24 protein-coding genes are annotated in these 26,549 nt (G+C 31.3%); 9 read left to right on the top strand and 15 right to left on the bottom strand.

The window, feature by feature from the left end:
- From B3M86_RS11330 to B3M86_RS11320, 3 genes are all read right to left on the bottom strand, one after another.
- Positions 1-1,032 (bottom strand): hypothetical protein, encoded by a 1,032-nt coding sequence (locus B3M86_RS11330; protein WP_219034300.1) that lies wholly within the window; start codon positions 1,030-1,032, stop codon positions 1-3.
- Positions 1,033-1,275: 243 nt separating this feature from the next.
- Positions 1,276-1,701, bottom strand: a complete 426-nt coding sequence (locus B3M86_RS11325; RefSeq protein ID WP_291046890.1) for an Hsp20/alpha crystallin family protein — start codon at positions 1,699-1,701, stop codon at positions 1,276-1,278.
- Positions 1,702-1,898: 197 nt separating this feature from the next.
- The gene (locus tag B3M86_RS11320) at positions 1,899-2,690 is read right to left on the bottom strand and encodes a S1/P1 nuclease (RefSeq protein WP_219034301.1); all 792 of its coding nucleotides are present in this window, start codon (positions 2,688-2,690) and stop codon (positions 1,899-1,901) included.
- Positions 2,691-3,023: 333 nt separating this feature from the next.
- Here B3M86_RS11320 and B3M86_RS11315 point away from each other — a divergent pair, with 333 nt between their 5' ends.
- From B3M86_RS11315 to B3M86_RS11295, 5 genes are all read left to right on the top strand, one after another.
- Positions 3,024-3,365, top strand: a complete 342-nt coding sequence (locus tag B3M86_RS11315) for a PadR family transcriptional regulator (protein WP_125350363.1) — start codon at positions 3,024-3,026, stop codon at positions 3,363-3,365.
- Positions 3,358-5,154, top strand: coding sequence for a PspC domain-containing protein (locus B3M86_RS11310; RefSeq protein ID WP_219034302.1), 1,797 nt, complete (start codon positions 3,358-3,360; stop codon positions 5,152-5,154). The genes B3M86_RS11315 and B3M86_RS11310 overlap by 8 nt, the downstream gene beginning before the upstream one ends.
- Before the next feature lie 147 nt (positions 5,155-5,301).
- Positions 5,302-5,862 carry a 1-acyl-sn-glycerol-3-phosphate acyltransferase gene (locus B3M86_RS11305; protein ID WP_286495621.1) on the top strand — a complete coding sequence of 187 codons (561 nt, stop codon included), beginning with the start codon at positions 5,302-5,304 and terminating at the stop codon, positions 5,860-5,862.
- A gap of 3 nt (positions 5,863-5,865) precedes the next feature.
- Positions 5,866-6,288, top strand: coding sequence for a PaaI family thioesterase (locus B3M86_RS11300; RefSeq protein WP_219034304.1), 423 nt, complete (start codon positions 5,866-5,868; stop codon positions 6,286-6,288).
- Positions 6,281-7,306, top strand: a complete 1,026-nt coding sequence (locus B3M86_RS11295; RefSeq protein ID WP_286495620.1) for an isochorismate synthase — start codon at positions 6,281-6,283, stop codon at positions 7,304-7,306. The genes B3M86_RS11300 and B3M86_RS11295 overlap by 8 nt, the downstream gene beginning before the upstream one ends.
- Here the strand turns inward: B3M86_RS11295 and B3M86_RS11290 are convergent.
- The 4 genes from B3M86_RS11290 to B3M86_RS11275 all read right to left on the bottom strand — a co-directional run bounded on the left by B3M86_RS11290 (position 7,303) and on the right by B3M86_RS11275 (position 14,212).
- Positions 7,303-7,650, bottom strand: a complete 348-nt coding sequence (locus B3M86_RS11290) for an MmcQ/YjbR family DNA-binding protein (RefSeq protein WP_125350359.1) — start codon at positions 7,648-7,650, stop codon at positions 7,303-7,305. The two genes, B3M86_RS11295 and B3M86_RS11290, sit on opposite strands and share 4 nt — an antisense overlap.
- An 85-nt stretch (positions 7,651-7,735) precedes the next feature.
- Complete coding sequence (locus B3M86_RS11285) at positions 7,736-9,187, bottom strand: SusD/RagB family nutrient-binding outer membrane lipoprotein (protein WP_286495618.1); 1,452 nt, start codon at positions 9,185-9,187, stop codon at positions 7,736-7,738.
- A 23-nt stretch (positions 9,188-9,210) separates the two neighbouring features.
- On the bottom strand, positions 9,211-12,414 hold the full coding sequence (locus tag B3M86_RS11280; RefSeq protein ID WP_291076800.1) for a SusC/RagA family TonB-linked outer membrane protein: 3,204 nt from the start codon (positions 12,412-12,414) through the stop codon (positions 9,211-9,213).
- Positions 12,415-12,658: 244 nt separating this feature from the next.
- On the bottom strand, positions 12,659-14,212 hold the full coding sequence (locus B3M86_RS11275) for a calcineurin-like phosphoesterase C-terminal domain-containing protein (protein WP_286495616.1): 1,554 nt from the start codon (positions 14,210-14,212) through the stop codon (positions 12,659-12,661).
- Positions 14,213-14,414: 202 nt separating this feature from the next.
- Here B3M86_RS11275 and B3M86_RS11270 point away from each other — a divergent pair, with 202 nt between their 5' ends.
- Positions 14,415-15,605, top strand: coding sequence for an MFS transporter (locus B3M86_RS11270; RefSeq protein ID WP_291052708.1), 1,191 nt, complete (start codon positions 14,415-14,417; stop codon positions 15,603-15,605).
- On the opposite strand, the gene B3M86_RS11265 is transcribed toward B3M86_RS11270, so the two are convergent.
- On the bottom strand, positions 15,586-16,167 hold the full coding sequence (locus tag B3M86_RS11265) for a DUF5715 family protein (protein WP_219034309.1): 582 nt from the start codon (positions 16,165-16,167) through the stop codon (positions 15,586-15,588). The two genes, B3M86_RS11270 and B3M86_RS11265, sit on opposite strands and share 20 nt — an antisense overlap.
- A gap of 43 nt (positions 16,168-16,210) precedes the next feature.
- Entirely contained in the window at positions 16,211-16,855 is a 645-nt protein-coding gene (locus B3M86_RS11260) for a DUF5715 family protein (protein ID WP_114999918.1), read from the bottom strand.
- A 262-nt stretch (positions 16,856-17,117) separates the two neighbouring features.
- Between B3M86_RS11260 and B3M86_RS11255 the strand changes: the two genes are divergently transcribed.
- From B3M86_RS11255 to B3M86_RS11245, 3 genes are read left to right on the top strand one after another with little or no spacing between them, the layout of a single operon-like run.
- A complete protein-coding gene (locus B3M86_RS11255) occupies positions 17,118-17,993 on the top strand; it encodes a carbon-nitrogen hydrolase (RefSeq protein WP_291076802.1) in 876 nt (291 codons plus the stop codon).
- On the top strand, positions 17,993-18,700 hold the full coding sequence (locus tag B3M86_RS11250; RefSeq protein WP_114999921.1) for a subclass B1 metallo-beta-lactamase EBR-4: 708 nt from the start codon (positions 17,993-17,995) through the stop codon (positions 18,698-18,700). The genes B3M86_RS11255 and B3M86_RS11250 overlap by 1 nt, the downstream gene beginning before the upstream one ends.
- A 2-nt stretch (positions 18,701-18,702) precedes the next feature.
- Positions 18,703-19,764, top strand: a complete 1,062-nt coding sequence (locus B3M86_RS11245; RefSeq protein WP_219034310.1) for an agmatine deiminase family protein — start codon at positions 18,703-18,705, stop codon at positions 19,762-19,764.
- Positions 19,765-19,838: 74 nt separating this feature from the next.
- On the opposite strand, the gene B3M86_RS11240 is transcribed toward B3M86_RS11245, so the two are convergent.
- From B3M86_RS11240 to B3M86_RS11215, 6 genes are read right to left on the bottom strand one after another with little or no spacing between them, the layout of a single operon-like run.
- Positions 19,839-20,579, bottom strand: a complete 741-nt coding sequence (locus B3M86_RS11240; protein ID WP_286495612.1) for a rhamnogalacturonan acetylesterase — start codon at positions 20,577-20,579, stop codon at positions 19,839-19,841.
- Between the two features lies 1 nt (position 20,580).
- Positions 20,581-21,555, bottom strand: a complete 975-nt coding sequence (locus B3M86_RS11235) for a pectinesterase family protein (RefSeq protein WP_291076804.1) — start codon at positions 21,553-21,555, stop codon at positions 20,581-20,583.
- Entirely contained in the window at positions 21,552-22,454 is a 903-nt protein-coding gene (locus B3M86_RS11230; RefSeq protein WP_219034313.1) for an alpha/beta hydrolase, read from the bottom strand. Before B3M86_RS11230 ends, B3M86_RS11235 begins: the two co-directional genes overlap by 4 nt.
- On the bottom strand, positions 22,438-24,105 hold the full coding sequence (locus B3M86_RS11225) for a glycoside hydrolase family 28 protein (RefSeq protein ID WP_291076806.1): 1,668 nt from the start codon (positions 24,103-24,105) through the stop codon (positions 22,438-22,440). Before B3M86_RS11225 ends, B3M86_RS11230 begins: the two co-directional genes overlap by 17 nt.
- Positions 24,105-24,917: a rhamnogalacturonan acetylesterase gene (locus B3M86_RS11220; RefSeq protein WP_291076808.1), complete on the bottom strand. Its 813-nt coding sequence runs from the start codon at positions 24,915-24,917 to the stop codon at positions 24,105-24,107. Before B3M86_RS11220 ends, B3M86_RS11225 begins: the two co-directional genes overlap by 1 nt.
- Positions 24,917-26,545 carry a glycoside hydrolase 43 family protein gene (locus B3M86_RS11215; protein WP_221855152.1) on the bottom strand — a complete coding sequence of 543 codons (1,629 nt, stop codon included), beginning with the start codon at positions 26,543-26,545 and terminating at the stop codon, positions 24,917-24,919. Before B3M86_RS11215 ends, B3M86_RS11220 begins: the two co-directional genes overlap by 1 nt.
- Between the last annotated feature and the right edge of the window lie 4 nt (positions 26,546-26,549).

Here is a 26,549-nt window from a genome sequence, read left to right as displayed (position 1 = left end):
TTAACTATCTTTCATTTTAATGAATCGATTATTTTGTAGCACAAATATTTTGTCAGGGTTATAGGCATGATTCTTTTTCGATTCTTCATTTAATGGAAAAACCGTAATTGCTAAAACTGGAAAATCATTGAAACTAAATATCTGTAAATTAATGTTTTTATATAAATATTCGTCCTGAGAAAAATTTGCATCAAGTAAATTGTAATAATTAATCAATTCGACATCGCTCATAATACTTTCGGTTAAATTTTCTGGATGATAACCAACAAATAATAAACCTCCCTGACCATGCAGCATTGCATAAATATTTTTTTCAATTTCTTTCGGACAATTCTTTTCTAAAAACTGAACATAATTAAAATATTGATAATGAAAAAGATGATCGTAAAGACAATCTAGAATAAATTCGTTGTTCGAAATATTATTTATAAAAAATTGTCTTGTTGGGTTATTCCACAAAAAAGGTGTGTCTAAAATTTTGAAATAGTCATCTTTAATAGCAAAATTTGAGAATAGATTTTTATTTAATTTTATTGCATTTATTTGTTCTTCAAAACCTAAATTTTTCAGTAACTTATATTCGTTTATTAAATTGTTAAGTTGTTCAGAATAATTAATTTGTTTAGAATTTTTTAAAGAATAAATTTCATATTCGTTATCTTTTTTTAAAGAATCGAAATCTTCATTTAACACAAAAGACAAACTAATTCCGTAAGGAAAAATGGTTTCATTTGGAGTGATAAAAATAGCTTCTTGATTAACTAGTTTTAAGCGTTTGTAATTATTTTCGTTAGGAAAATTGATTTCAGTATTTATTCGATCAATTGCTTTTGGTTGAATAAAGTTACTTTCAATTTGTAGCAAACCTTCATTTGAAATAATTTCGATGTAATTTTTAAGAAAATTAAAAGCATCCAACCTATTTTTTAACCCGTTATCCGAATTAAATTCAGTTGTTTGAAATTCTTTTGAGCTTGTGCAAAAACGTGTTTTTACAACATAAGTTATTGTAGATAAAATGTTTTTGTGCATAGTTGAATTTTAATCTTTTGTAAATGTAAAAGATTAGTTTTTAATAATTTTTACTAAAAAACACTTTTTTATAAAAATTATTAAGTGTTTTTGTTAAGAACTTTTTGATTCCGTTTTCGATAAAATAGTCACTTTTTTTAACATTGTTTTTGAGGAAATGATAAAATTATAAATTTGATTTAAACAAAAAATCCTCAACTCCGAAGAATTGAGGATTTACTAACCAACTAAAATTAACTATATCTATGAAATTTGTATGCTACGTTTTTCTTTTGGTAAAGCTTCTTCTTTCTTAGGTAGAACTAATTGCAAAATTCCGTTTACATAAGAAGCTTCTATTTTATCTTCGTTTATGGTTTCTGGCAATGTAAATGCTCTTCTGAAGCTTGAAAAATTAAATTCTTTTCTCGAAAATTTTTCTTCTTTTACTTCTTCATTTTGTTTAAATTCTGATGAAATTTTCAAAATATTTTCATCAATTTCAATAGAGAAATCTTCTTTGTTTAAACCTGGTGCAGCTAATAAAATCTCGAAACTATCTTCATTTTCTTTGATATTTACTGCAGGAAATTGATTTTGAGAATTTACAAAAGTTTCAAATTTTGGACGCATTGCATTTTCAAATCCAAAAGGAAAATAATTTGCTCTATTATTTCTTGCTGTATTCATGTCTTGTATGTTTAAATTTTTGATTTCATTGTTCATGTTTTCACTTTATTCAAATTATGTGCAAATCGATATTTTAAGACAAAATGACTGGTTTTTACTATTTTCAAATGTCAAAATGACCGAAAATTTAAATTTTGAACATAAAAAAATCCTGAAAAGTCATTTTCAGGATTTGTAAATCTCGGTAAAGATTCTATTTATTTATAAATTTCGTCTAAAACTTTTGCTAAACGTAGACCGCCTTTTAGCATTTGATCTTCGATCGTTTTTTTGTTGTCAAAATGATAACGGTAACCTAATTTATCGTCCATTTTAACACCTGCGTAAATTCTGTTTGCAATAATATAAGAGCCGTAAATCCAATCAGCAAAAGTTCCTTCTTGCATTGTTTTTTGTTGTTCTTTCGTTGCAATATCCAGTAAATTAGAATATTCTGTGTACGAATAGTTTTCGTAATCAACCAATTTAGAATCCCAAACGGTATGAATATTTACTTTATCGCGAAACCATTCAACTTTGATTCTATTTCCACCCAAATCGTCTGGACGCCCAACATGTAAAGGTTGATGCGCATCTCCCAAAATGTGAATCAAGAAATATAAATCGTGTTGTTTTTGTTCGATTGTTAAATTCTTGTTGTTTTTTAATTCATTAATCAAAAACAAACCTTTTTTGTACATATTATCATCAGAAGTTCCATCTAGCGCAACATCAAATTGTGCACGATCCAAATCTCCTGGAATATTTACGTAATGGTAAGAATCTGCATGTTTCCAAGAATCATCAGACTTGATAAAATCTGGCCAGTTCGCCCAATACGCTAATTTTTGTGGACCAATAATTTTTGTAATTTCTTTACGAGTTTTCTTGCTAATATGTTGTTCTGCAATTTGAGAAACTACTCGGTGACCTGTTAATCCCCAAGCTAAAGCACTTTCTGAAGCTAAAAATGCTCCTAAAAGCATTGCACTTCCTATAATTTTTTTCATTGTGTGAGCTCGATTTTTGACAAAGGTAATAAAACTAATTCAAGTAGAATGAGTGATTTTTGAAGGTGATTTTTAAATGATAGTTAATATTTTTTCAAGTAAAATCAAGTACTTTTTCATAAAAAAAACATCGATTTTAAAATATTCTTAAATAACTTAAAAAACTTAAAAAACTTAAAAAACTTAAAAAAAATATTAATTCAATAAACCTCGATAAACAGGCAGATTGGTATGTCTTTTATTTATAATACTAAAAATAATTCAGTACTTTGTTTTGCATAATACTAAAACTTTTATATATATTTGTATAACAAAATAAAACAAGCCGTTCTTATGAATATAGAGAAAACAAAAGTTCAGATGCGAAAAGGTGTACTGGAATATTGTATTCTCAGCATTATCAAAAAAGGAGATGCTTATGCATCTGATATCATAGACGAATTGAAAAAAGCAGAGATGATTGTTGTTGAAGGAACATTATATCCGCTTTTGACAAGACTAAAAAATGATGACCTTTTACAGTATCGCTGGGAAGAATCAACGTCAGGACCACCTCGCAAATATTATGCACTTACAGAGTTAGGTGAAAATTTTTTAAAAGAATTAGCTGAAACTTGGGAACAGTTAATTGAAGCCGTGAATAAAGTAACCACAGAAACGCAGAAAAATGGATAAAACAGTATCAATAAGTATAGGAGGATTTTCTTTCGTGTTAGACGAAATCGCCTATAATAAATTAAAGACCTATTTACAAGATGTAAAAACTTCGTTGAGAGGTACGGAAGGTGTAGAAGATATTATTGAAGATGTAGAAATCCGTATTTCTGAATTATTTCGTGAACGATTAAAATTTAGAGAAGTCGTAAACGAAGATGACATCAATTTTGTAATTGCAACGATGGGACATCCAGATCAATATAAGGTTGAAGAAGATGAAGAGAACGAAAAAACGTCTACAAATTCATCATACAATTATTCGTCAAATAATCAATCGTATGGTGGGCAACAAACTGGTGCGAAACGTTTGTACCGCGATCCAGATGATACAATTGTAACAGGATTATCTGCTGGTTTGGCGCATTATATGGGCGTTGATCCTTGGTTTGTACGTTCTATTTGGTTAGTTCTTGGAATTTTGGGAATTTTCACAGCAGGTGTATCATTTTTCTTAGTGGTATTCTGTTATTTTATCTTGTTAATTTTTGTTCCAAAAGCAAAAACAACATCAGAGAAGTTACAGATGTACGGACAACCAGCAAACATTGATACATTAAAAAAAAACGTAGAACAAGCTAGTGAAGCTGTTGTAAGTGGAAGCAAAGAATTAAGTAATAAATTAGGCGGAGCCTTTGGTGTTTTTGGTCGAATTTTACTTTGGTTCATCGGATTTATCATTCTAAGTTCAGGAATTGGATTAATCATTGGAGGATTCTTTTTCTTCTTTACTACTTGGACAGAAATGCCAACAGAATTATTCGGTTATCTTGTTGAAGAGGAATGGATGAGCATGGCAGCCAAAATATTTGGAGGAATATTAATGGTAATTCCAGGTATTTTGTTGACAATTTTAGGTGTAAAATGTTTCTGGAATAAAGTAAAAGTAAGCAAAGCTGTCATCTTTGGATCAATCGCTCTTTGGTTTGTTGCATTATTTGCAATCATCGGAATTTCTGTAAGTACAGCAAGTAAATTTAGAAACTCAGTTGAAATGACACAAGAAAAAAGTTATGTTATTCCTTCTGATACCTTACAAGTTTATTTTAGAGAAAATAATGAAGGTAACTTAAAGTTCAAAACTTTTAACGATTTAGATCAATTAATTGATGCTGATGGAAACTTAATCATTCCAATTGATGATATTTTTGAGATTGAAGAAAGTACAGACGATAAACTTCATGTTCAAGTAACTTATTCTTCTAAAGGAGGAAGCAAAGAAGAAGCAAAACGCAATTTAGAAGCAATTAGATATAATTACGAATTAAATGGAAATAAACTTTATTTAGATGAGTTTATTAAAATTCCTAAAGATGGTAAATTTAGAAATCAAACGGTTGATATCAAATTGTATGTTCCTAAGAACAAATTAATTCACACGAATAACACTGATCGAATAACAATTATTAATAATGATAATGATCGTGATTATTTATACGATTTGAAGAATAAATTTATTGGATATAATGGAAAAAAATTCGTATGTTTGAATTGTCAAAAAGATTCAGATTCTGAGGACGATATTAATCTTGATTCAGAGGATGTAAACATAAATTTGAATGACGGAAACGATTCGGCGAGAGTTAGAATTGATAAAAATGGTATTCGTGTCGAAAGTAAAGACGGTTCAGTAGGACTAAATTTACCAAGAACTGAAAACAAAAAAGAAAAATCAAACCAAGAAATACACTATAAAGATGATACAGATTCTATTAACATTAACTACAGAAATCATTCAAATAATCGTTGATTTCTTTGCATAGACTTAGGAAGTATTTTAATTAATAATATTCAAAAAGAGACATTTCATTTCGGAATGTCTCTTTTTATTTTTGGTTACATTGACTAATATCCGTTTCGAGTTTTGTATGTTTGCAAATGCATAAAGCATCATTTTATGAAAAAAATTTTAGGCAAACTTTTGTACTCATTAGGAGGTTGGAAATTAGATAATCATCTCGATCTATCGAAAGTAGATAAATGCGTTTTGGTTTGCGCTCCGCACACTTCCAATTGGGATTTTTACTATACTATTTTGGCTTTTTGGCAAATGGGAATTCCAATGAAAATGTTTATCAAAGATGCTTGGACAAAACCTTGGTATGGATATTTTATAAAGAAAATGGGCGGAATCGGAATTGATCGTTCTCAACGACATAATATGGTCGATTTTGCTTCAGATATTTTGAAAGAATCAGATAAATTATATTTAATTAATACACCAGAAGGAACGCGTTCTCGTGCAGAAAAGTGGAAAAATGGATTTTTCTATATCGCGCAAAAAGCAGATGTTCCGATTGTTTTGGCTTATTGTGATTTCAAGAAAAAAAGAGCTGGAATTTCAAAAATTGTAGAAACAGAAAACAGAACTTTAGAAGATGTGATGGATGAAATTCAAGATTTTTACAAAAAAGTTAGGGCAAAACATCCAGCACTTTATAACCCAAAAATACATTAAATTATGAACGAACAAGATATTTTACAGAAGTTCAATGAAATTTCGAAAAATACATTACTTGAAACTTTAGATATAGAATTTACGGCAGTTGGAGAAGATTTTTTATCAGGAAAAATGCCTGTTACGCCTAAAGTTCATCAACCATTTGGGTTATTGCATGGAGGCGCTTCTATCGTTTTGGCGGAAACGTTGGGAAGTACATTGTCAAATATTATTTTACATTCGGATGATTTTGTGGCGGTTGGTCAACATGTTGACGCAAATCATCTTCGTCCAAAAAAGGAAGGAACAATTTTTGGGCATGCAACAGTCGTAAAACAAGGTCGTACTTCGCATTTGATTAAGATTGAAATCAAAGATGAAAACGATAAATTAATCTGTTATACACATTTAACAAACGCTATTATTTCTAAAAAACATGTTTAAAAAATTTCAAGATAAACTTGAAAGATTAATTCAGAATCAAGAACCTTTTCTTCTTTTTAGAAAACCAAATTCTACACAAGTGGAGTTGTGGGAAAATAAAGATTTTGAATCGGATAACAAGTTTATTTGTAATAGTTTCGATAATACAAAATTGGTTGAATTTAATGATAATGAGGTTATAGATATTGGAATAAATGAATTACCAAATTTTGAACTTTCTTTACCAGAATCAAACAAAAATGAAGCAATTTCGTATGAAAATTATATTGATTTAATTCAAAAAACAGTTGAAGAATTACAAAGTGATTCACCAACTAAAAAAATTGTAATTAGTCGAATCAATTCACTTCCAGAAACGAATATTAATTTAGTTGAAACTTTTAAAAATTTACATCAACATTATCCAAATGCCTATGTGTATTTGCGATTTGATACAGAAGAAGGTTGTTGGATTGGAGCTTCGCCAGAGCTTTTATTGAAAGAAAATAATCAATTTATACAAACTGTTTCTTTAGCTGGAACAAAAGCAAAAGAAGATGAATGGACAGAGAAAGAATATCACGAACAACAAGTAGTAACTGATTATATTTCGTCAACTTTAGAACCTTATACTTCTTACATTGATGTGGACGGACCATTTTCGGTAAATGCAGGATTTTTTGAACATTTGAAATCATTTATTTCAGCTCAATTAAAAGATAAATCTCAGCTGTATGACTTGTTGAAAGCTTTGCATCCAACGCCTGCTGTAGGAGGAATGCCAAAGGATCTGTCAAAAGATTTTATTCTCGAAAACGAAGGCTATAATCGTACTTTTTATGCAGGTTTTATGGGCTTTCAAAATAAAACAGAATCGGAGTATTTTGTTAATCTTAGATGTGCAAAAATCTATTCTAATAAAGTAAATTTGTATGTAGGAGGAGGTATTATGCCCGATTCTATTCCTGAAAATGAATGGCGAGAAACAGAACTGAAATCAAAAACAATAGGTGAATTGTTGGTGAAAACAGAGAATTAAATCAACTTAGGACGTTTAGATTTTGGTAAAGTTAAGATGACTAAATTATAAGAATCTTTTATCCATTCTTTGATTTGAATGTTTTTCACGTCTTGATGAATTTTAACAGTATTCCAATGTTTTTTGTTCATGTGATAACCAGGAATTACAGCTTCGAAAGTTGCGCGTAATTCGATTGCATTATCTGGATCACATTTGATATTTACAGAATCAAAATCGTCAATATTACAAAGGCAAAACATTTTTCCAGCGATATAAAAGACCAAAGTAGATTGATCAAAAGGAAATTTTTCTTCGACCAATGGAAGTCCTAAACAAAACTCTCTTAACTCTTCTATATGCATAAAAATATTTTTAGTGAAGATACAAATAAAACGAAAACGACCTTAATTACAAGGTCGTTTTCTATTAAATGTGGAATGTATGCAATTAATTTACATCCCACCAAACACGCGTATTGATGTTATCTGGTCCCATTTGTTGAAGTGCGTTCTGATAGCCTTCTGGGTTATAATTTCTAACACTTGTTGGATAAAGCATACGACGAGGCATTTTTTTATCATTCAACATGGTAGAAGTTGTCGGTAATTTTGGAAAACCAGTTCTTTTATATTCAAACCATTGTTGGTAATCTGTAAAGAATAAAGCAAAATATTTTTGATCGATGATACGTTCTAACGTATTGTTGTATTTAATTTTTTCTTGTGCCATAAATTCAGCAGTAGGCTCGATATTCGTCCATAATTGTACAGCAGCTTTTACAGCTTTATCATAATGAGTTTTTGCATCACCACCTAAACCTTTTTGAGCCATTTCAGCTTTTATAAACTCAACTTCAGCATAAGTCATTAATGGAATTTTCATCGGAGCGATAACAATTGCATTGTTAGGAGATGACGGATTGAATTTGTAATCAGAACTATTTCCTTCGTAAGCTGCAGGAACTCCTTTGTAACCTAATGAAGAACCATCCAAATTAGAAGCTTTATTGACTAAAATTGGTAAACGAGGATCATTAGTTTCATTCATTTTATCAATAAAAAATGTTGTGAATGTTCGGCTATCTCTATAATCTTGTGCTCTTGGCCAAGGAGATAAACTTGGTGCTAAACCAGAAATTTGTAAAATAGCAGATTCTGATTCACTTTCGAAAATAGGATAAGTTGTCGGATTATCAATTATTTTTTTAAGTTCTGTTAAGGCAGATGCATCACGATTCGAAATTCTTAATAATAATCTCATTTTAAGAGAATTTGTGAATTTTTTCCAACGTGTTATATTGATGTTTTTTTCACTACTTGGGAATAAAATATCGGTACCATATTTTAGACCTAAATTAGTTACATATAATTGATTTGCTTTCTCTAAATCATTTAATAATTGCTTATAAATATCTTGTTGTGTATCAAATTTTGGTTTTGTAATTCCTTCTTCTGCTTTGGCTGCTTGAGAAAAAGGAACATCGCCAAACATATCGGTTAAATTAGAAATAACTAAAGAACGAAGCGTTAATGCAATTGCTTGATAATTGACATCTCCAGCTTTTTGCGAAACTTTTAGCATTTCCTCCAAATTAACAAGATTTGTGTAGGCATTATTCCAAGTCGAATTTCCCGTTCCTGTTGTTACATCATAACGATGAAGTCCCATTGCATTGCTTGGATAAGGAATATGAACTTGCATCAATTGAGCTGTAATATCGTAGTTTTTTAAAACATTATTTTCAGCCAAATCATAAAGAACAGGATTTAAAACAGAACCTGAATTAATTTCTGTGATTAAGTTTGGATCTTCATTTGCTTTCTCAAAATCGTTTGTACAAGAGAAAACAGTTGAAATTATAGTGAAGGCAAAAAATAGTTGAATTGAAATCTTTTTCATTTTAATAAATTGAATGTTGTAAATTATAATGAAGCTTTTAAGATTACTCCATACGTTGCTGTTGACGGCATTTGTCCCATTTCAACTCCAGGTACATAAGTATTTCCATTTAATGATGCTGTTTCTGGATCGTATAAAGGAAAATCACTAATCGTGAATAAATCGCGTCCGTAAACTGTTAATGACAATGCTTGTAAACCTGTTTTTGATAATAATCTTTTAGGAAAATCAAATGTTAAACTCACATCTCTTAATTTTAAATATGAAGCTTCGAATGAATTAGATTCTACATTTGCACGACGATTATATTCAGCATAATAAGTTGCCACATCAGCTTTTGTTGTATTTGGAGAATAAGTTCCGTCAGCATTCAATACAACACCATTTCCAATGATGTAACCATCTTCTCGACCAGGTAAAGAATCTGCCAATTTTCCTTGCTCCATCATTTTGTGATAAGTTTGTGAATAGACAATTCCACCATATTGTCCGTCTAATGTAAAACTGAAACGCAATGTTTTGAATTTGATTTCATTTGTGAAACCTGCTCTCCATTTAGGTGTTGCGTCTCCAACATATTCTATTAATCCATTTTTAAGTGGAACACCTGTTTTTGCATCATAAATGATTTGTCCCGCATCGTTTCTTACAAATTTTTCACCATATAGAGCTGTAGAAGAACCGCCAACTTTAGCAATTTGATAAACTGTTCCAGATTGACCAAGAATCATTTGATCACCTTCTATTCCTTCTACTAAAGATTTTACTTTGTTTTCATTTTTAGACCAAGTTCCAATCATTTTCCATTCAAAATCTTTACTTTTAATTGGAGAATACGTAGCTGCTATTTCAATTCCTCGGTTTTCAATTTCTCCTCCATTTACCACTCTTCTTGAATAGCCAGTTGTGATATCATTTGGTAATTCGAAGATTTGATTTTTTGTACTTTGTTGATAAACTGTAAAATCTAAGCTTAATCTTTTCTTGAATAATAAAGCCTCGAAACCAGTTTCCCATGATGTTGTAGATTCAGGTTTAATATCAGGATTAAATAATCTTCCAGGTACTACTGCAGAAGCTGTAAAATCGCTTTGATCGTAATATCTATTTGTCCAACCTGTTGTACCTCCGTTACCAACTTTTGCAAATGATAAACGGTATTTTAAGTAATTAATAGGTCCTTTTATTTTGAATAAATCTGACAGTATAAAACTAGAAGAAACTGAAGGATAAAAGAATGAACTATATTTTACTGCAACAGAAGAATTCCAGTCGTTACGACCTGTAAAATCAACGAAAATCATATCTTTCCAACCAAATGAAGCCATTCCATATAATGAATTTTCTTTTAAATTAGAATCATACGTTCTTGCAAAAGGAGAAGTTAATCCATTTGAAAGTTTATAAACTCCAGGCGAAGCTAAACCATTTACCCAAGCCGTTAAATTTCTGTATTCATAATTTTTTCTATTACCTCCAACATTTGCATTGAAACCAAAATCTCCCCATTTATCAGTATAAGTTAATAAGAAATCGATATTTGTTTCAGTTTTAGAAATGTCTTGTCTTTTGTAATATCCATTCGGCGTACGATTCATATCAAATGGACGTTTTTGTTCGCGCAATTGGGTATATGTATTAATTGCAGGACGTAACATTAAGCTTAATTTATTGCTTAATTTAAAATCTGCTCTAATATTTCCAACAATCTGGTTACTACTCATTGGGTTAACAGCTTCGTAAGCAATCGCATAAGGATTGTCCATGTATGAACTATACGGGCGAATCATTTTTACACCATCGTAATTTTTTTGCCAAATTGGTTTGTACCAATTTAAATCTACATTTGGATTTTGGAAGATCATAAAATAAGCAATAGATCCGTTATTGTAACCAGTTCCTGGTAAATTATCACTTGTTTTGCGAGTATAGTTTAAGGCAGTCGAAACTTTGATACGATCACTTACTTGATAATTTCCATTAATCGCAGCAGTATAATTTTCATAACCTGTATTTGGCATAATCCAGCTATTTTTCTGATGCCCAATAGAAGCTCTCATACTTCCTTTGTCATTTCCACCAGAAAGTGTAACTGCATTGCTGAAAGTAAATCCAGTTTGCCAAAATCCTTTTCTATTATCTTTATAGGCACGCCATAAAGTTCTTTCAGCCCCTTGTTTTTCTAAATTAGGGTCATATTGAAAAAATGATTGTCCGTCAAATTTTGGTCCGAATGCAGAAGAAGTACTTCCTGTATTTGGTCCATCTGCTGAGGTTTGATAAGAGTAATAAGGATTGCCATTTTTATCGAAACTTTTTCCAGTTCCTTGACCATATTCATATTGAAAATCTGGCCAATTATTAACGACGTCAATAGCCACAGTTGATTTATATTCTAAACCTAATTGTTTACCTTTTTTACCTGATTTTGTTGTTATAATTAAAGCTCCATTTGCAGCTTTATTTCCATAAAGCGCTGCTGCGGCAGGACCTTTTAAAACGGTTACACTTTCGATGTCTGCTTGATTGATGTCAGAAATGCCATTACCAAAATCGATGGGAGAATCATCGCCCATGTAAGCAGTATTGTTTCCAGAAGAAGTCATTTCTGTACTCATTGGAACACCATCAATGACAATTAAAGCATAATTTTTTGATTGATCGATTGAATTTGCTCCGCGTAAAATAATTTGTTGAGAATTGATTGGTCCATTTCCTCCAGAAATAATATTAAGACCAGCTACTTTTCCTTTCAATCCCGAAGACCAGTTATTCGCTTCTGCTGTTGCAAGTTCTTCCGAACCTATATTTTGTTGAGCAAATCCTAATTTTTTCTGCTCTCGCTTTATCCCCAAAGCAGTTACAATTACCTCATTCAGTTGGTTAGATTCTTCTTGTAAAGTAATTTTTACTTGAGAAATATCTTTCGGTGTGTATTCAATAAATTTGTGTTGAGATGAATTTACCAATAATGTAGGATGAGCAACATTTACTGAAACAAATTCGAAAAAACCATCTCCGTCTGTAAATGTTTTAAAAGATGTTCCCTTGATGATGATTTCTACATCTGCAATTCCTAATCCGTTTTGATCAACGATTTGACCTTTGATTGGATTTTGATCTTGAGAAATCGATTGATGATAATCTGTTCCGGTGTAAGTTTTAGCATTGGCGTGTAAACTTAAAAATCCACCTAGTAGAAGTAGTGGTAATTTTAATTGTTTCATAGCTGTAAATGTGAAATGTTTATGTGTTAAAAATTTTAACAAAACTAGAACTTCTTTTTATGAAGTTGTTTAACTCATGGTTAAGAGATTTTTAAGTAAACATTACTAAAATAGAGGTCTTGATATTAGTTTTACATTTGAATAAAGGTTTATTGATTTTTATTTAACATGAATAAATTGTAAAATATTTTATTTAAAAAAGCCACTTCAAAAGAAGTGGCTTATCAAGATGTGTATAAAACGGTTATTTAATAACTTCGAAAGAAGATTTTTCTGTAAAAGTGTTTCCGTACAAATCGGTTGCGCGAACTTCAATTGGATAAGTTCCAACTTTTAGTTTATTCGGTAAACGAACTGACCAAATATGTTTCGAAATTTCTGGAGCAGAAGGTCTGTTACCAATATTTGTAATTTCTGCATTATCAATTTTCATGATGGTTTCCATATAATTGTAATCAACTGTTGGATCCCAATTCATCTCTTTCCATTCACCATTATTTACACGATATTCAACTTTATTTGATTCATGTCCCATAAAGAAATTAGCATATAAAAAAGCACGATTGCGTTTACCTTCTTTTACTTTTTTTGTGTGGTACAGGTCGATTTGTTTTTCTTTTGGTGAATTTGCAACTTTATAATCAAATTTATATTGATTACCATCTACATGTAAAAAAGCATAACCTTTTGGTGTACCATCACGCATCGTAGAGGCCGGAACTCCTTTTGCATCTTTCGGTCCCGAATACCAATCACCAGAAGTTGTTCCAACATTGTACTCGTGATGAGGTTTTTGTTGTTGCCAACCATCTTGATTTGCATAAAAAATCTGTTCTTGGAAATGTGTATGAGCAGACATTGAAATTGTATTTGGGTAATCTTTTAACAATTCGAATAATTGATTTCTATCTTCTGGACGTGTGTCACGCAACGGAATATGAAATGCTAAAACAATTAAATGATCTTTTGGAACAAATTTTAAATCATTTTTAATGAATTCTAATTGATCAGGACGGAAACCTCCCCAATATCCTTTTCCATCACGAGGATCTGGATATAAAATATCATCTAAAACAATAAAATGTGCTTTACCGATATTATATGAATAATTATTTGGACCGAAATTTTTCTCGAACGTTTCATCCGAATATTGATCTTCTTTTGCATCATAATTCATATCGTGATTTCCCATAACATTGTACCAAGGTAAACCAACTTTCGAAACAGCTTTTATATAAGATGGATGCAAATTCAAATCATCACCAACCAAATCTCCTAAAGAAAGTCCGAATTCCATTCCTTTAATTCCTTTAACATCATCAATTACACCTTTAGAGAAATACTCGATTTCTTCTTCTGTATAAGCTTGAGGATCACCAAAAATTAAAGCCGAAAATTTTTCGTTTTCTTTTGTAGGAATTAAAGCAAAATCAATACTCTTTGGAGTATTTCCAGTCGGAGCAGAACCTGCATATTCTAATTTTGGAGAGCCATTAGGTTTGTTGATGTAGTAGAATTGTGGCTGATTGAATTCGTTTGTAGGAATTTTGTAATTTGTTGGTTTAATGACAAACAAAATAGTTTCGTTATCAATCTCGATTTGATATTCTCCTTTATCATTTGTCGAAACAACTTGTTTTCCGTTACTAATTTGCACGTTTGCCAAACGTTTTTCTGATTTATCGAATTTATTGTTTTGATTTTTATCTTCAAAAACAATTCCTTTAGCAAGTTGTTGAGCGTTGACAGAAGTATAAAAACTTCCAAATAATACTAGCGATAATACGATTTTTTTCATTGTGTGAATTTCTTGTTTTGTAGATGTTAAAATTCTATATTTTATGCGGTATTCGGATTAACACAACAATAAGTAAAGATTAAATTTAAGTAAATAAGAATAATATATTTTCAAATTTAATAATGGATGAATAATTGTCTTTGATTATTAAATATTCTAAATTTGCAACCGATTGCATTATGTTATGGAAGAGAAATTAAGCATGAGTTCACGACAAATTTTCATGCAAATTATAGGTTATGTAAGTTTTTCATTTATAGGTTATTTACTTATAGGTTTACCGTTGGCTATTTTACCTATTTTTATTACAAAAACATTAGGTTTTACTGAGCTTGTAGCGGGTATTGTAATTAGTTTGCAATATGTGATAACTTTTATATTGAGAGGTTATGCGGGAAAAATCGTAGATACAAAAGGTCCTAAACCAGCCGTTTTATTGAGTATGAGTTTGTTTATTTTAGCAGGAGTTTTATTATACTTTTGTTACTTCACAAGAAACAATCATTTTTTGTCAATAGCTATTCTTGTACTTGCGAGATTGGTTACTGGTGCAGCAGAAGGAATGGTAGGTGGAAGTCCAATAAACTGGGCAATTTTAAAAATTGGACAACAACATACAGCGAAAGCAATTTCTTATAATGGTGTTGCTAGTTATGGTGCATTGGCAATTGGAGCACCATTGGGAGTTATCTTAAATCAATATTTTGGACTTGGTTTTATTGGTTTGTTTAGTATTGTTTGTGCGATTATAGGTTATTTTTTAGCTAGAAATAAAGAGAATATATTAACTGCAGTTTCAAAAGTTCCGCAACCATTTATAAGTGTATTGAAAACAGTGGCTCCTTTTGGAATTTGTTTAGCACTTGCAGGTCTTGGATTTGGAGGAATTTCTAATTTTATAACACTTTACTACGACTTTTATAGTTGGTCGAATGCAGCTTTATGTTTAAGTGTTTTCAGTTTATTGTTTATTGTAGGACGATTATTTTTTAATAGTTCAATTAATACATTAGGAGGATTAAAAGTTGGAATTATTTGCATGATAGTCGAAACGATAGGTTTATTAATTCTTTTTAGTGCGCCAAATTCTTTTATCGCTCTTATTGGTGCAGGTATTACAGGAATTGGTTTTTCATTGGTTTTTCCTGCGATGGGAGTAGAGGCTGTTGCTTTGGTTTCAGATAATAGTAAAGGAGCTGCTTTAGCTGCGTATGGCTTGTTTATTGATATCTCATTGGGAATTACAGGTCCTCTAATTGGTGGTGTTATCAGTTTGTTTGGAATGTCAAACTTATTTGGTTTTTGTAGTTTGTTTGTGTTTATAGGATTATTGTATAGTTATTATTTACAAACAAAAAAAAATCGTTCAGAATTTAATAATTCCGAACGATAATATGAAAACATCTAATTTTAGATTCTTTTACGTAGTAAATTTTACCTGTTCTAACATAATTTTTTAGCACTTGTTCTAACTCTTTTTCTAGTTTAGAATCAGGTCTAATTTTATGATTAAACCTAACATAAGAAATATCAAAAGCAGCACCAAAATTATGTGAACTATCATTAGAAGAAGCATTTTTATTAATTCCTCTCAAACGATTTTGATCATGTAGCGTTCGTGTCATTGATGTAACAACGAAAAAATTTTGACCTGTTGTTTTTACAAAATCTCTTGCAATACTTGTCAAAATATCTCGACCTTTTGGAATAAGATACGAATGACTATGCGTTAAATCACCAACTCGCCAACCATAACCACGTTGTTTTATTTTAACCAATTTACCTTGATTGATATATTTGTTCAACTTTTTATCACCATCAATTAGCTCAAGTTTATGAGATTTTGCGGCATTCAAATGCTGAACATATTCTTTAGAAGGTTCTATAATAACTCGAGATTGAGCGTAACCGAATAAAGAAGAGCAAATAAAAAAAGTTGTTAAAAATTGTTTCATGATTCAATTCTCTTCTGCAAAAATAGAAAAGAACTTTTATATATTACATTGTTGTTGATTTAAATTGATCGGGATTACGAACCGTTACATGAAAACAGTGTTGTCTATATTCTTTGATATAGTAAATTTTACCGTCTTCTTGCAATTGTTTTAAAATCGCTTCTAAATTATCACGATGAGTTTTGCTATACGTATATTTATTATTGAATTTTGTATACGACAAATCAAAAGAAGCACCATAGTTATGAGAACTTTCGCCTTTTGCTGCATTGCTATTTACTCGTCTTAAACTTGCTTGACTTTCTTCAGAACGGGTAAGCGAAGTTACAGTAATTGTAGCATTGTTTTCGTCCAGAAATTTTGAAGCAATTCGTTCCAACACAGTTTTTGCTCTGTTATTTAAAAAAGCTTTACTGTGTGTTAATTTCTCAATTGTGTACCCATTTCCTTCTTCAGGAATTGCAACTAATTTTTTTGTAGCAACTAAACCTTCAATATCATCAAAACTCTTCACGATTGGAATGTTGAATGATTCTGCTGCCATTAAATGATCGTCATAAGTTACTTTTTTTGTAGAGATAGAAGTGGATGAAGAGGCAGAATTTTCTGCTAAAATGTAACTTTCTTGACTTTGAGCTGAAATAAATATTCCGCTAAAAAGACAAGAAAGGGCAATTAATTTTTTCATGTTTTAAATTATTACGCGACAAAATTAGAAGTTACAATTTAATAAAGACTTGTTAAAAATTATAATATTTAGGTAAACTTTTTTTAAAATTTTCTTAAATCTGTTCTCAAAATAGCATTGCTAGATAGATTGATAGAAATTTAAATTTCATCACATTTGAAACATAAAATATTCTTAAATATAAATTCTAATAGATTAAATCCTACTAAATTCGCTATTTTTGTAATTATTATTCATTTTTATTTTTAGACCTATTTATAAAATGGCAAAAGTTAAAGTTGGAATGGTACAAATGACTTGTACTAATAACAAACAAGAAAATTTAAACAAAGCAATAGAGCAAGTAAAAGTAGCAGCTGCAAAAGGCGCTCAAATTGTGTGTTTGCAAGAATTGTTTACCTCATTATATTTCTGTGACGTAGAAGATTACGATAATTTCGACTTAGCAGAAGCAATTCCTGGACCATCAACAGATGCGTTATCAGTTGTAGCTAAAGAATTGGGAGTGGTAATTATCGCTTCATTATTCGAAAAACGTGCGCAAGGTTTATATCACAATACAACCGCTATTTTAGATGCTGATGGACAATATTTAGGAAAATATCGCAAAATGCATATCCCAGATGATCCTGCGTTTTATGAAAAATTCTATTTTACTCCAGGTGATTTAGGTTACAAAGTTTTTGATACTAAATTTGGAAAATTTGGAGTGTTAATTTGTTGGGATCAGTGGTATCCAGAAGCTTCTCGTATAACAGCATTGATGGGAGCAGAAATTTTATTTTATCCTACTGCGATTGGTTGGGATACGACGCAAGACGAAGAAACAAATCAAGATCAATACAATGCTTGGCAAACAATTCAGCGTTCACATGCGGTTGCGAATGGAGTTCCGGTTATTTCTGTAAATCGTGTTGGTTTTGAGCAAGATGGAGCAATGAAGTTCTGGGGAGGCTCTTTTGCGACAAATGCGCAGGGAAAATTGTTGTACTTAGCAACGCATGATAAAGAGGAAACAGAAGTGGTTGAATTGGATTTGAACGAATCTGATTTCTTCCGTAAACACTGGCCTTTCTTAAGAGATCGCCGCATCGATTCTTATCAACCAATTACAAAACGTTTTATAGACGAGGATTAATGAAGAAATTATTTTCACTTATAGCATTGATAGGAAGTTTTGCATTTGGTCAAATAAAACCAATTCAGATTGATCCGATTAATAACAATTTATTTGTTTATCAAACATTCAATTCGTTTAATGGTGTTGAGTATAATGCAAATGGAATGTATTTGGTAACGAATAAAGGAATCGTTTTGTTTGATGTTCCTTGGCAGAAATCGCAATATCAAGAATTAAATGATATGTTACAAGAAAAGTATAATTTGCCAGTTATCGCTGTGTTTGCAACACATTCGCATGATGATAGAGCAGGAGATTTAAGTTTTTATAATGATTTGAATATTCCTACTTATGCAACTTCTTTAACCAATTCTAAATTAAAAAAAGAAGGAAAAGCGACATCAAAATTTGAGATTGAATTAGGAAAAACATACAAATTTGGTAATGAAAAATTTGTTGTTGAATATTTTGGTGAAGGACATACTTCTGATAATGTTGTGGTTTGGTTTCCAAAATATAAAGTGCTGAATGGAGGTTGTTTGATAAAAGGTGCTGACGCTGTAAATTTAGGTTACACAGGTGAAGCAAATGTTACTGAATGGCCAAAAACAGTACAGAAACTAGTTACAAAACATCCAAAAATTAAACAAGTTATTCCAGGTCATGATAATTGGAAAGTTACTGGACATATCGAAAATACGTTTAAACTTTTAGAAAAGAAATAAAATTGAACACTATAGATACATCAAAATTCCCAAAAGATTTAGGATATAGATTTCCTGCCGAATGGGAAGAACACGAAGCAACATGGTTGTCTTGGCCGCACAAAGAAGAATCTTGGCCAGATCGTATTCAGTTAATTTATCCAGCTTATGCTGAATTTATTGCTGAATTATCGAAAGGTGAAAAGGTTCGTATTAATGTGAAAGATGAAGAAATGAAAGTGTTTGCGTTGTCTTTTATCGAAAAAACGGATGCAGATTTGTCACAAGTTGAGTTTTATTTTAATGAAACAAATGATGCATGGTGTCGCGATCATGGTCCTGCATTTTTATTGAATAAAAACAATCCTGATAACCCAAAAGTTATTGTTGATTGGGGATTCAATGCGTGGGGAGGAAAATATCCACCTTTTGAAAATGACGATGTTGTGCCAACAAGAATTGGTGCAGAATTTAATCTTCCTGTTTTTCATCCTGGAATTATTATGGAAGGAGGTTCGGTCGAATTTAATGGAAAAGATACGTTGATGACATCAAAATCTTGTTTACTGAATGAAAATCGTAATCCAGATTATTCGCAAGAACAAATCGAAGAATTTTTAAGAAATTATTACGGAGTTTCGCAAATTCTATGGGTAGAAGACGGAATTGTTGGTGATGATACGGATGGACACATTGATGATACAATTCGTTTTGTAAATGAAGATACAGTTTTGACGGTTGTTGAAACAGATGAATCGGATGATAACTACGAATTGTTGCAAGTGAATCTTCGCCAATTGCAAGAAATGAAATTACGAGATGGACGTCCATTAAACATTATTGAATTGCCAATGCCGGATGCGGTTTATTGCGAAGGTGAGCGTTTACCTGCTTCTTATGCGAATTTTTATATTGCGAATAAATCTGTCATTGTACCAACTTATCGTTGTGCAAAAGATGCAATTGCTTTGGATATTATTCAGAAATGTTTCCCCGATCGTAAAGTTGTAGGAATAGATTCTACAGATATTATTTGGGGACTAGGATCTTTCCATTGTTTGAGTCAACAAGAACCTAAGATTTAGTTTTTAAAATACAAAAATACCCCTCTTCAAAATTTCTTGTTGAGGGGTATTGATTTAGAATGAAAACTAAAAACTTATTTTTTAATATATTTCTCTAAGCCGATATTTAGTATGATCAGTTCTTTAACAGCTAATTTCGAAACTTCTTCGGCTCCAAGTTTTGATAGATGAGTATCATCGTTTTTGCCTTTTGGATAATAATCAATTTCATTTGGTTGATAATGTAAATGCAATTTTTTAGAGTTTCCTGGACCATATTTTATTTCCAATTTCTCTGTCAAATATTGCATATCAACAAACGGAACATCCAAATCTTTTGCAACACTTCTCACAATCAAAGGATATAAACCGTGAGTGTCAACCAAAACGCCTTTTTCATTAAAATTTCGACGAACAATAGAAGTCATTAAAATCGGAATAGCACCTTTTGCTCGTGCTTCTGTAACATATTGTTCCAAATTTGCGCGATATTGAGTGACAGGATTTGTGTAACGAACAGAATCTTCAATTTTTTGATCGTTATGTCCAAATTGAATGATTACATAATCACCTTTTTTCAATTGATTCTGAACTTTTTTCCATCTTCCTTCTGTTCTAAAACTTTTGGAACTTCTTCCATTTGTTGCATGATTCTGAATTTCTAAATCAGAATTCATTAACTCAGGCAAAAGTTGTCCCCAGCCATGTTCGGGATTTTTAGTTGGATTTTCTTTATTCGCCATTGTCGAATCTCCAACAAGAAATAGGGTTCTTTTTTGTGCGAATATTATGCTAAAAAACAAGCATAAAATCGTTGATAAAATTATTTTTTTCATGTTAATTCTGCTTTGGATTCCATCCGTTAAAAATATTCTCGATGGTATATTTTTGTATTTCTTTTTCGGTTAATTGATGCGACCAAATTGCTCTTTTTTGAGGATTATTTCCTAAACCTTTATTTTTATATTCTGCATAATAAGCTTTTTTTTCTTTATCTGGAAACATTGCATCACCTTTCCATTCGTTCCAACCAATAGGAAGAATATGTTTTCCCATTTCGGTATGTATAAAAACTGTTTTGGCAAAAGGACGCCAAGGTCTTCCCAAATAAACTTTTGTCAAATTGTCTTCTGCAATAAGACTACAATTGAAAAAAACATAACCAAATTCTTGCTCTTGATGTGTTGCCGCAGCTGTAATATAAGAATTAGCCAAACTTTTTATGGTACAATGCTCAAAAACGGCAATTGCTTCACCAAAAATAAAATCTGTCGTTCCTTCGATATAACAATTTTGATAATATTGACGACTTCTATTTGTAGCTGTGTACAATGTATCTTGACATCCTAATAACCGAATATTTTTTGCCACAAATTTATCGCCTTCCACATGCAGAGCAACAGCTTGACCTTGGTTACAACTTTCGTTTTGTATCGTGAGATTTTCTAATTGTATATCATCTGCTTCAACCAAAAAAGTGTAGGAAGTATAGGTTGTCATTTTTTGATTGGTTAAACCATCTATTTTTCCTGAAAAATCATTATTAGTAATAATAGTTTTCTCTGAATCTTCACCTTTTATCTTTATTTTATGTTTCCAAGAAGGAATTCTAATTTTTTCGTGATAAACGCCATTTTTAACAAGAATCAAAGCTTGATCTGGTCCTAAATCTCTCAACGAATTAATCGCTTCTTGAATAGATGTAAAATCTGCTTGTTGATCTTTTGCAACAGTAATTGTTTTGTATTGAGCATTTACATTAGTATAGATGAAATGTAAACAAACTATAAAAATGAATTGAATGATTTTCATTTGTTAAATCGTTTCGTTAAAAAATCAATAATGTAGTCTTTCGTTTCATCAAACCAAGGATTCATCAACCAAAAAGAATGAGGCGAATTCTTAATTTCGTATGCTTCATTTAGAATATGATAATCGCTTAATTTTTTCATCATATCATCTCTACCAGCTCGAAATCTCGGTTGCGAACTATTGATAAATAGAGTAGGAGGCGTTTTAGAAGTAACATATTCTAAAGGCGAAGCTTCTTTCCAAAGTTCAAAATTATCTTGTTTCGTATAACCGAAAAAATAACTGGCATAAGTACCTTCTTCAGCTTCGGGATGAATAAAAGAAACAATTCCATCAATATTGATAATTGCAGCAATTTTCTTTGATTTTACGCCGTAAAGTGTTGCCAATTGAGCACCTGCAGAAGCGCCAAGAATAACGATTTTCGATTGATCGAGTTTGTGTTTTTTACGATTCTTTCTCAAATAATTAACCGCATCATCCATATCTTCTAAAGGAGCTGGATATTTTGCAGCATCACTTAATCTATAATTTATCGCCATCGTTACAAAACCAGCTGAAGCCAACGTTTGAGCCATTGGTTTTTGATTTTCTTTGCTACCCGAAATCCAACCTCCACCATGTACAAGAACAATTGCTATAGAGGATTTAGTTTGATTTTTTGGTTGATAAATATCTGCTTTTAATTGATGTTTTTCTTGATAAATTATATCTTCAAACGCATTAATGTTTTCGAAGTTTTTAGAAGAAATCGGCGTAATAAAAGGGTAATTTTTCTTTAATTTTTTGTAAGTCGTTTCGATTGTATAAGGCGAAGCCTTCGGTCTCTCAACTTGACCGAAGGCTATCACCAAATGCATCATAAAAACAAACAAAATCTTTTTAATTGATAACTGCATTCTTTTTAACTTCTTTAGAACTTGTTACATTCTTCTTATCAAATGCTTTTGGTAACTTGATTTTATCAGATTCATTACCAATAATCTTAATTTCTGGAGTTGTAGCTGACTTGAATTCAGTAGTGCTTAAATCAACATTTTTACTGTTAAAAATTGTGACCGCTTTTCCCTCTTTGTAATTGAATTTTATATTTTTCAGTTGAATTCCATCAGCGTCAATAATACTTAAAGCTTTTTTCGTGTCGAAAGTTGAATTTTCAACCACAATATTTTTAATATTCATTTCTGCAAGTCCCATGATAAACAAAGCTTCGTGAGAACTTACAACATTAATATTTTTGAAAAATATATTTCGAATTGTTGGAGTTTCCTCTGTTACAGGAACTTTTTTATCATTTCTTTTTTCGTCATCTGCATTTTGATCATCTTCTACAATCGGAGAATTTCCTTCGTAAAACATGTTAAAACCAATTGCTTGCGCAGGAATATTAATCATATCAATATTAGAGATGTAAATATTTTCGATTAATCCACCACGACCACGAGTCGTTTTGAATCTTAAACCAATATCTGTTCCGATAAAAGTTGCACCAGAAACATGAACATTACGAACACCACCAGACATTTCGCTACCAATCACAAATCCGCCGTGCGCATGATAAACTGTGTTATTTTTGATAATTACATTTTCAGTAGGAATTCCACGATCGCGACCATCTTTATCTTTTCCAGATTTGAAACAAATCGCATCATCACCAACATCAAACGTATTGTTGTAAATCAACACATTTTTACAAGATTCTAAATCCAATCCATCTCCATTTTGCGAATACCAAGGATTTCTAACATTCAAATTTCGAATGATAATATTCGAACTCATTAACGGATGAATGTTCCATGCTGGTGAATTTTGAAACGTTGGACCATCTAAAAGTACACGATCCGAATTAACAATACTAACCATTACTGGACGTAAAAAATCTCTTACTTTAATTAGATCTTCTTTGCTAATTTTATCAGGAACATTAAAATTAGAACTGCTGATATAACCTAATTTAGAACCTTCGCTTGGAAACCACGTTTTTTTATCATCTGATAAAACTCCGCCAGACGCAACTAGATTTTTCCATTGAGAATCTGTCATTTTACCCTTCTTTACAAAACGCCACGCATCACCATTTCCATCGATTGTTCCATTTCCTGTAATCGCAATATTCTGCGCATTTTTTGCAGAAATAGGAGAAGCAGTACGCGTTGTATTTAATCCTTCGAAGCTTGTTTCAACTAAAGGATAATCGTTAAAATCTTTACTAAAAATCAATAAAGCGCCATCTTCTAAATGTAAATTGATATTACTTTTAATTTCGATAGGACCACTCAACCAAATTCCGCGCGGAATAACAACTTTTCCTCCACCTTTTGCACTTGTTTCTGAAATAGCTTTGTTGATTGCTTCTGTATTTTTGAAAATTCCGTCTGATTTTGCACCATATTGAGCAATTGAAACAACACGATTTGGAAACGAAGTTTCTTTTACTTTAGGCATATTAAACTCAATATCCTTGTAAATATTCTCATCAACTTGAGCTGATATATGAGAAGAACAAACAACCGCTAACGCAACTGTAAGTAGTTTTATGTATTTTTTCATTATTTAATGGTTTTGTTTTGAATGATATTTTTGAATTCTTTGAAAACAATTGATGCGACAGCTTTTGCGCCTGCAATTTGAAAATGTGTATTATCTTTTTGTCCATTTGGATAAGCATCGTACAAATTCGCTTCAAAATTCATGAAATAGGTTTTTGTCACATATTCTTGTCCTTTTTGGTTAAAAAAATCCATCGATAATTGATTCAAATCTAAGAATGGAACATTTTTTTCTTTTGCAATTTCTTTAGCGACAAATGGATATTCGCCATGTACATTTTCTAGTTTTCCATTTTTCCATGGATAATTTCTCGCAACAGGACTTAGAATAATCGGAATTGCACCTTTTTCTCTTGTTTGATCCACATATAATCTCAAAAATTCTTTGTAACCTTCTAAATTTACAAATCGTTCTGGTTTATCTTCGGCGGCATCATTATGTCCAAATTGAATCAATACATAATCACCTTTTTTTAGTTGAGAATAAACCTCTCGCCATCTACCTTCTTGAAAAAAAGTACGCGTACTTCGACCACCTTTTGCTTTATCCTTGACGATGATATGTTTATTGGCTAAATGTTTCACATCTTGTACATTATCTTTTACAAAAAATGGTTGAAATTCTTGTCCCCAACCAGCAATTGGATATCTGTTTTTCATATAGTTTTTGCCCGGATCATAATCGTCTATATAATCTGCAACAGTTGAATCTCCGATTAAGAAAATGGTGATTGATTTTCCTTTTTGAGCATGACAAAAATTTGACAAAGTAACGAAGCAAATTAAAGCATATAAAAATTGTTTTGTCTTCATTATTTCTCATTTTTATCTACTCTGAACCAATCAAAATCAGCATAACCACCACGTTTCGCATCTTGAGAACTTATACTATATATACCAACTTTTGCTCCGATCCATTTTCCTGGTTTAGCTTGAAATGGTTCTCCGATTGATGTATATTTTTTTCCGTTTTCACTAAAACTAAATTGACAAACTCCGTTAGGTTCGCTCACTCTTACTTTCAAGAAAACTTCATTAGTTCCTAATTTTACTTCGGATAGAATTTTTTCTGGATTATTTTTCTCTGCTTTTTCTGCACGAATCAATTGTAAATAATAACCATCTTTTTTATTTGTGATAACCAAAGATTGATAATCTGTTCCCATGATTAATAAACCAGCAGTTTTCCCTTCTGTAGCATCTTCAGGCGTAAGTTTTATTTTTGTTGAAGCTGTGAAATTTGGTGCAGGAAATTTTTGGGTTAACAAATTAGGAACCGTCCAAAGATTATTCGAATTTTCTGGAACTTTGATAGAGAAAAGACGAAGAAAATTTTGATTTGCTAATTTACTGTACCAAACAATTGAAGGATTTGCGCTCCATTGCCATTGTAATCCAATATCATTTTCTTTAAATTCATCTGTTTCTGAAGGATTTATAATGTCAGACTTATTCGAAATTGTAGGTTTTTTATACGTTAAAACTGGTTCTCCAATTCCATTTTTATCTTGATCAACACCAATAAAGGGCCAATCGTTGATCCATTTCATTGGTTGAAGATGAACAATTCGTCCATAAGTGTCCGCATCTTGAAAATGATAGAACCAATCTTCTCCATTTTTTGTATCCACCCAAGCACCTTGATGAGGTCCATTGACATTGGATTTCCCTTGTTCTAAAACAATTTTTTCATCATAAGGCCCATAAATATTTTTTGAACGTAAAACTAATTGCCAACCAGTAGCTACTCCACCTGCAGGAGCAAAAATGTAATAATAACCGTTGCGTTTATAGATTTTTGGTCCTTCGACAGTTGGATGATTTTCGTGTCCATCGAAAATGTGTTTTCCTTTATCTAAGACTTTTGTTCCTTCCGCATTCATTTTTTTGATTGTCAAAATACTTTTTACACCTGCACGACTTCCTGCCCAACCATGTACGATATAGGCATTTCCGTCCTCATCCCAAAACGGACACGTATCAATAATACCTTTTCCTTCTTGAACTAAAATAGGATCTTCCCATTTTCCGAAAGGATTTTGGGTTTTGACCATGTAAATTCCGAAATCTGGATCGCCCCAATAAATATAATATTCGTTGTTATGAAATCTGATACTCGGCGCCCAAACACCATCACCTCTTTTTGGCGTACTAAAATGTTTAATAGGAAAAACATCGGGTAGGGCATGATTGACCAATTTCCAATTAATCATATCAGTTGAATGTAAAATTGGTAAACCTGGCGCTTCATTAAAACTAGAAGCTGTCATAAAAAAATCATCACCGACACGAATTGCATCAGGATCAGAATAATCTGCATATAAAACAGGATTTTTGTACGTTCCGTTTCCTAAATCTGATATCCAGACATTTGATTTTTGAGCGTGTATTGGCAAGAAATTTAATCCTAATAATGATAGGAGAATTAATGTTGATTTCATGGCG

Source organism: Empedobacter sp. UBA6305 (assembly GCF_002440405.1).
Classification (GTDB): Bacteria; Bacteroidota; Bacteroidia; order Flavobacteriales; family Weeksellaceae; genus Empedobacter; species Empedobacter falsenii_B.
The sequence above is the reverse complement of the archived record's forward strand: the minus strand, read 5'-3'. Positions and strand labels throughout refer to the sequence as shown.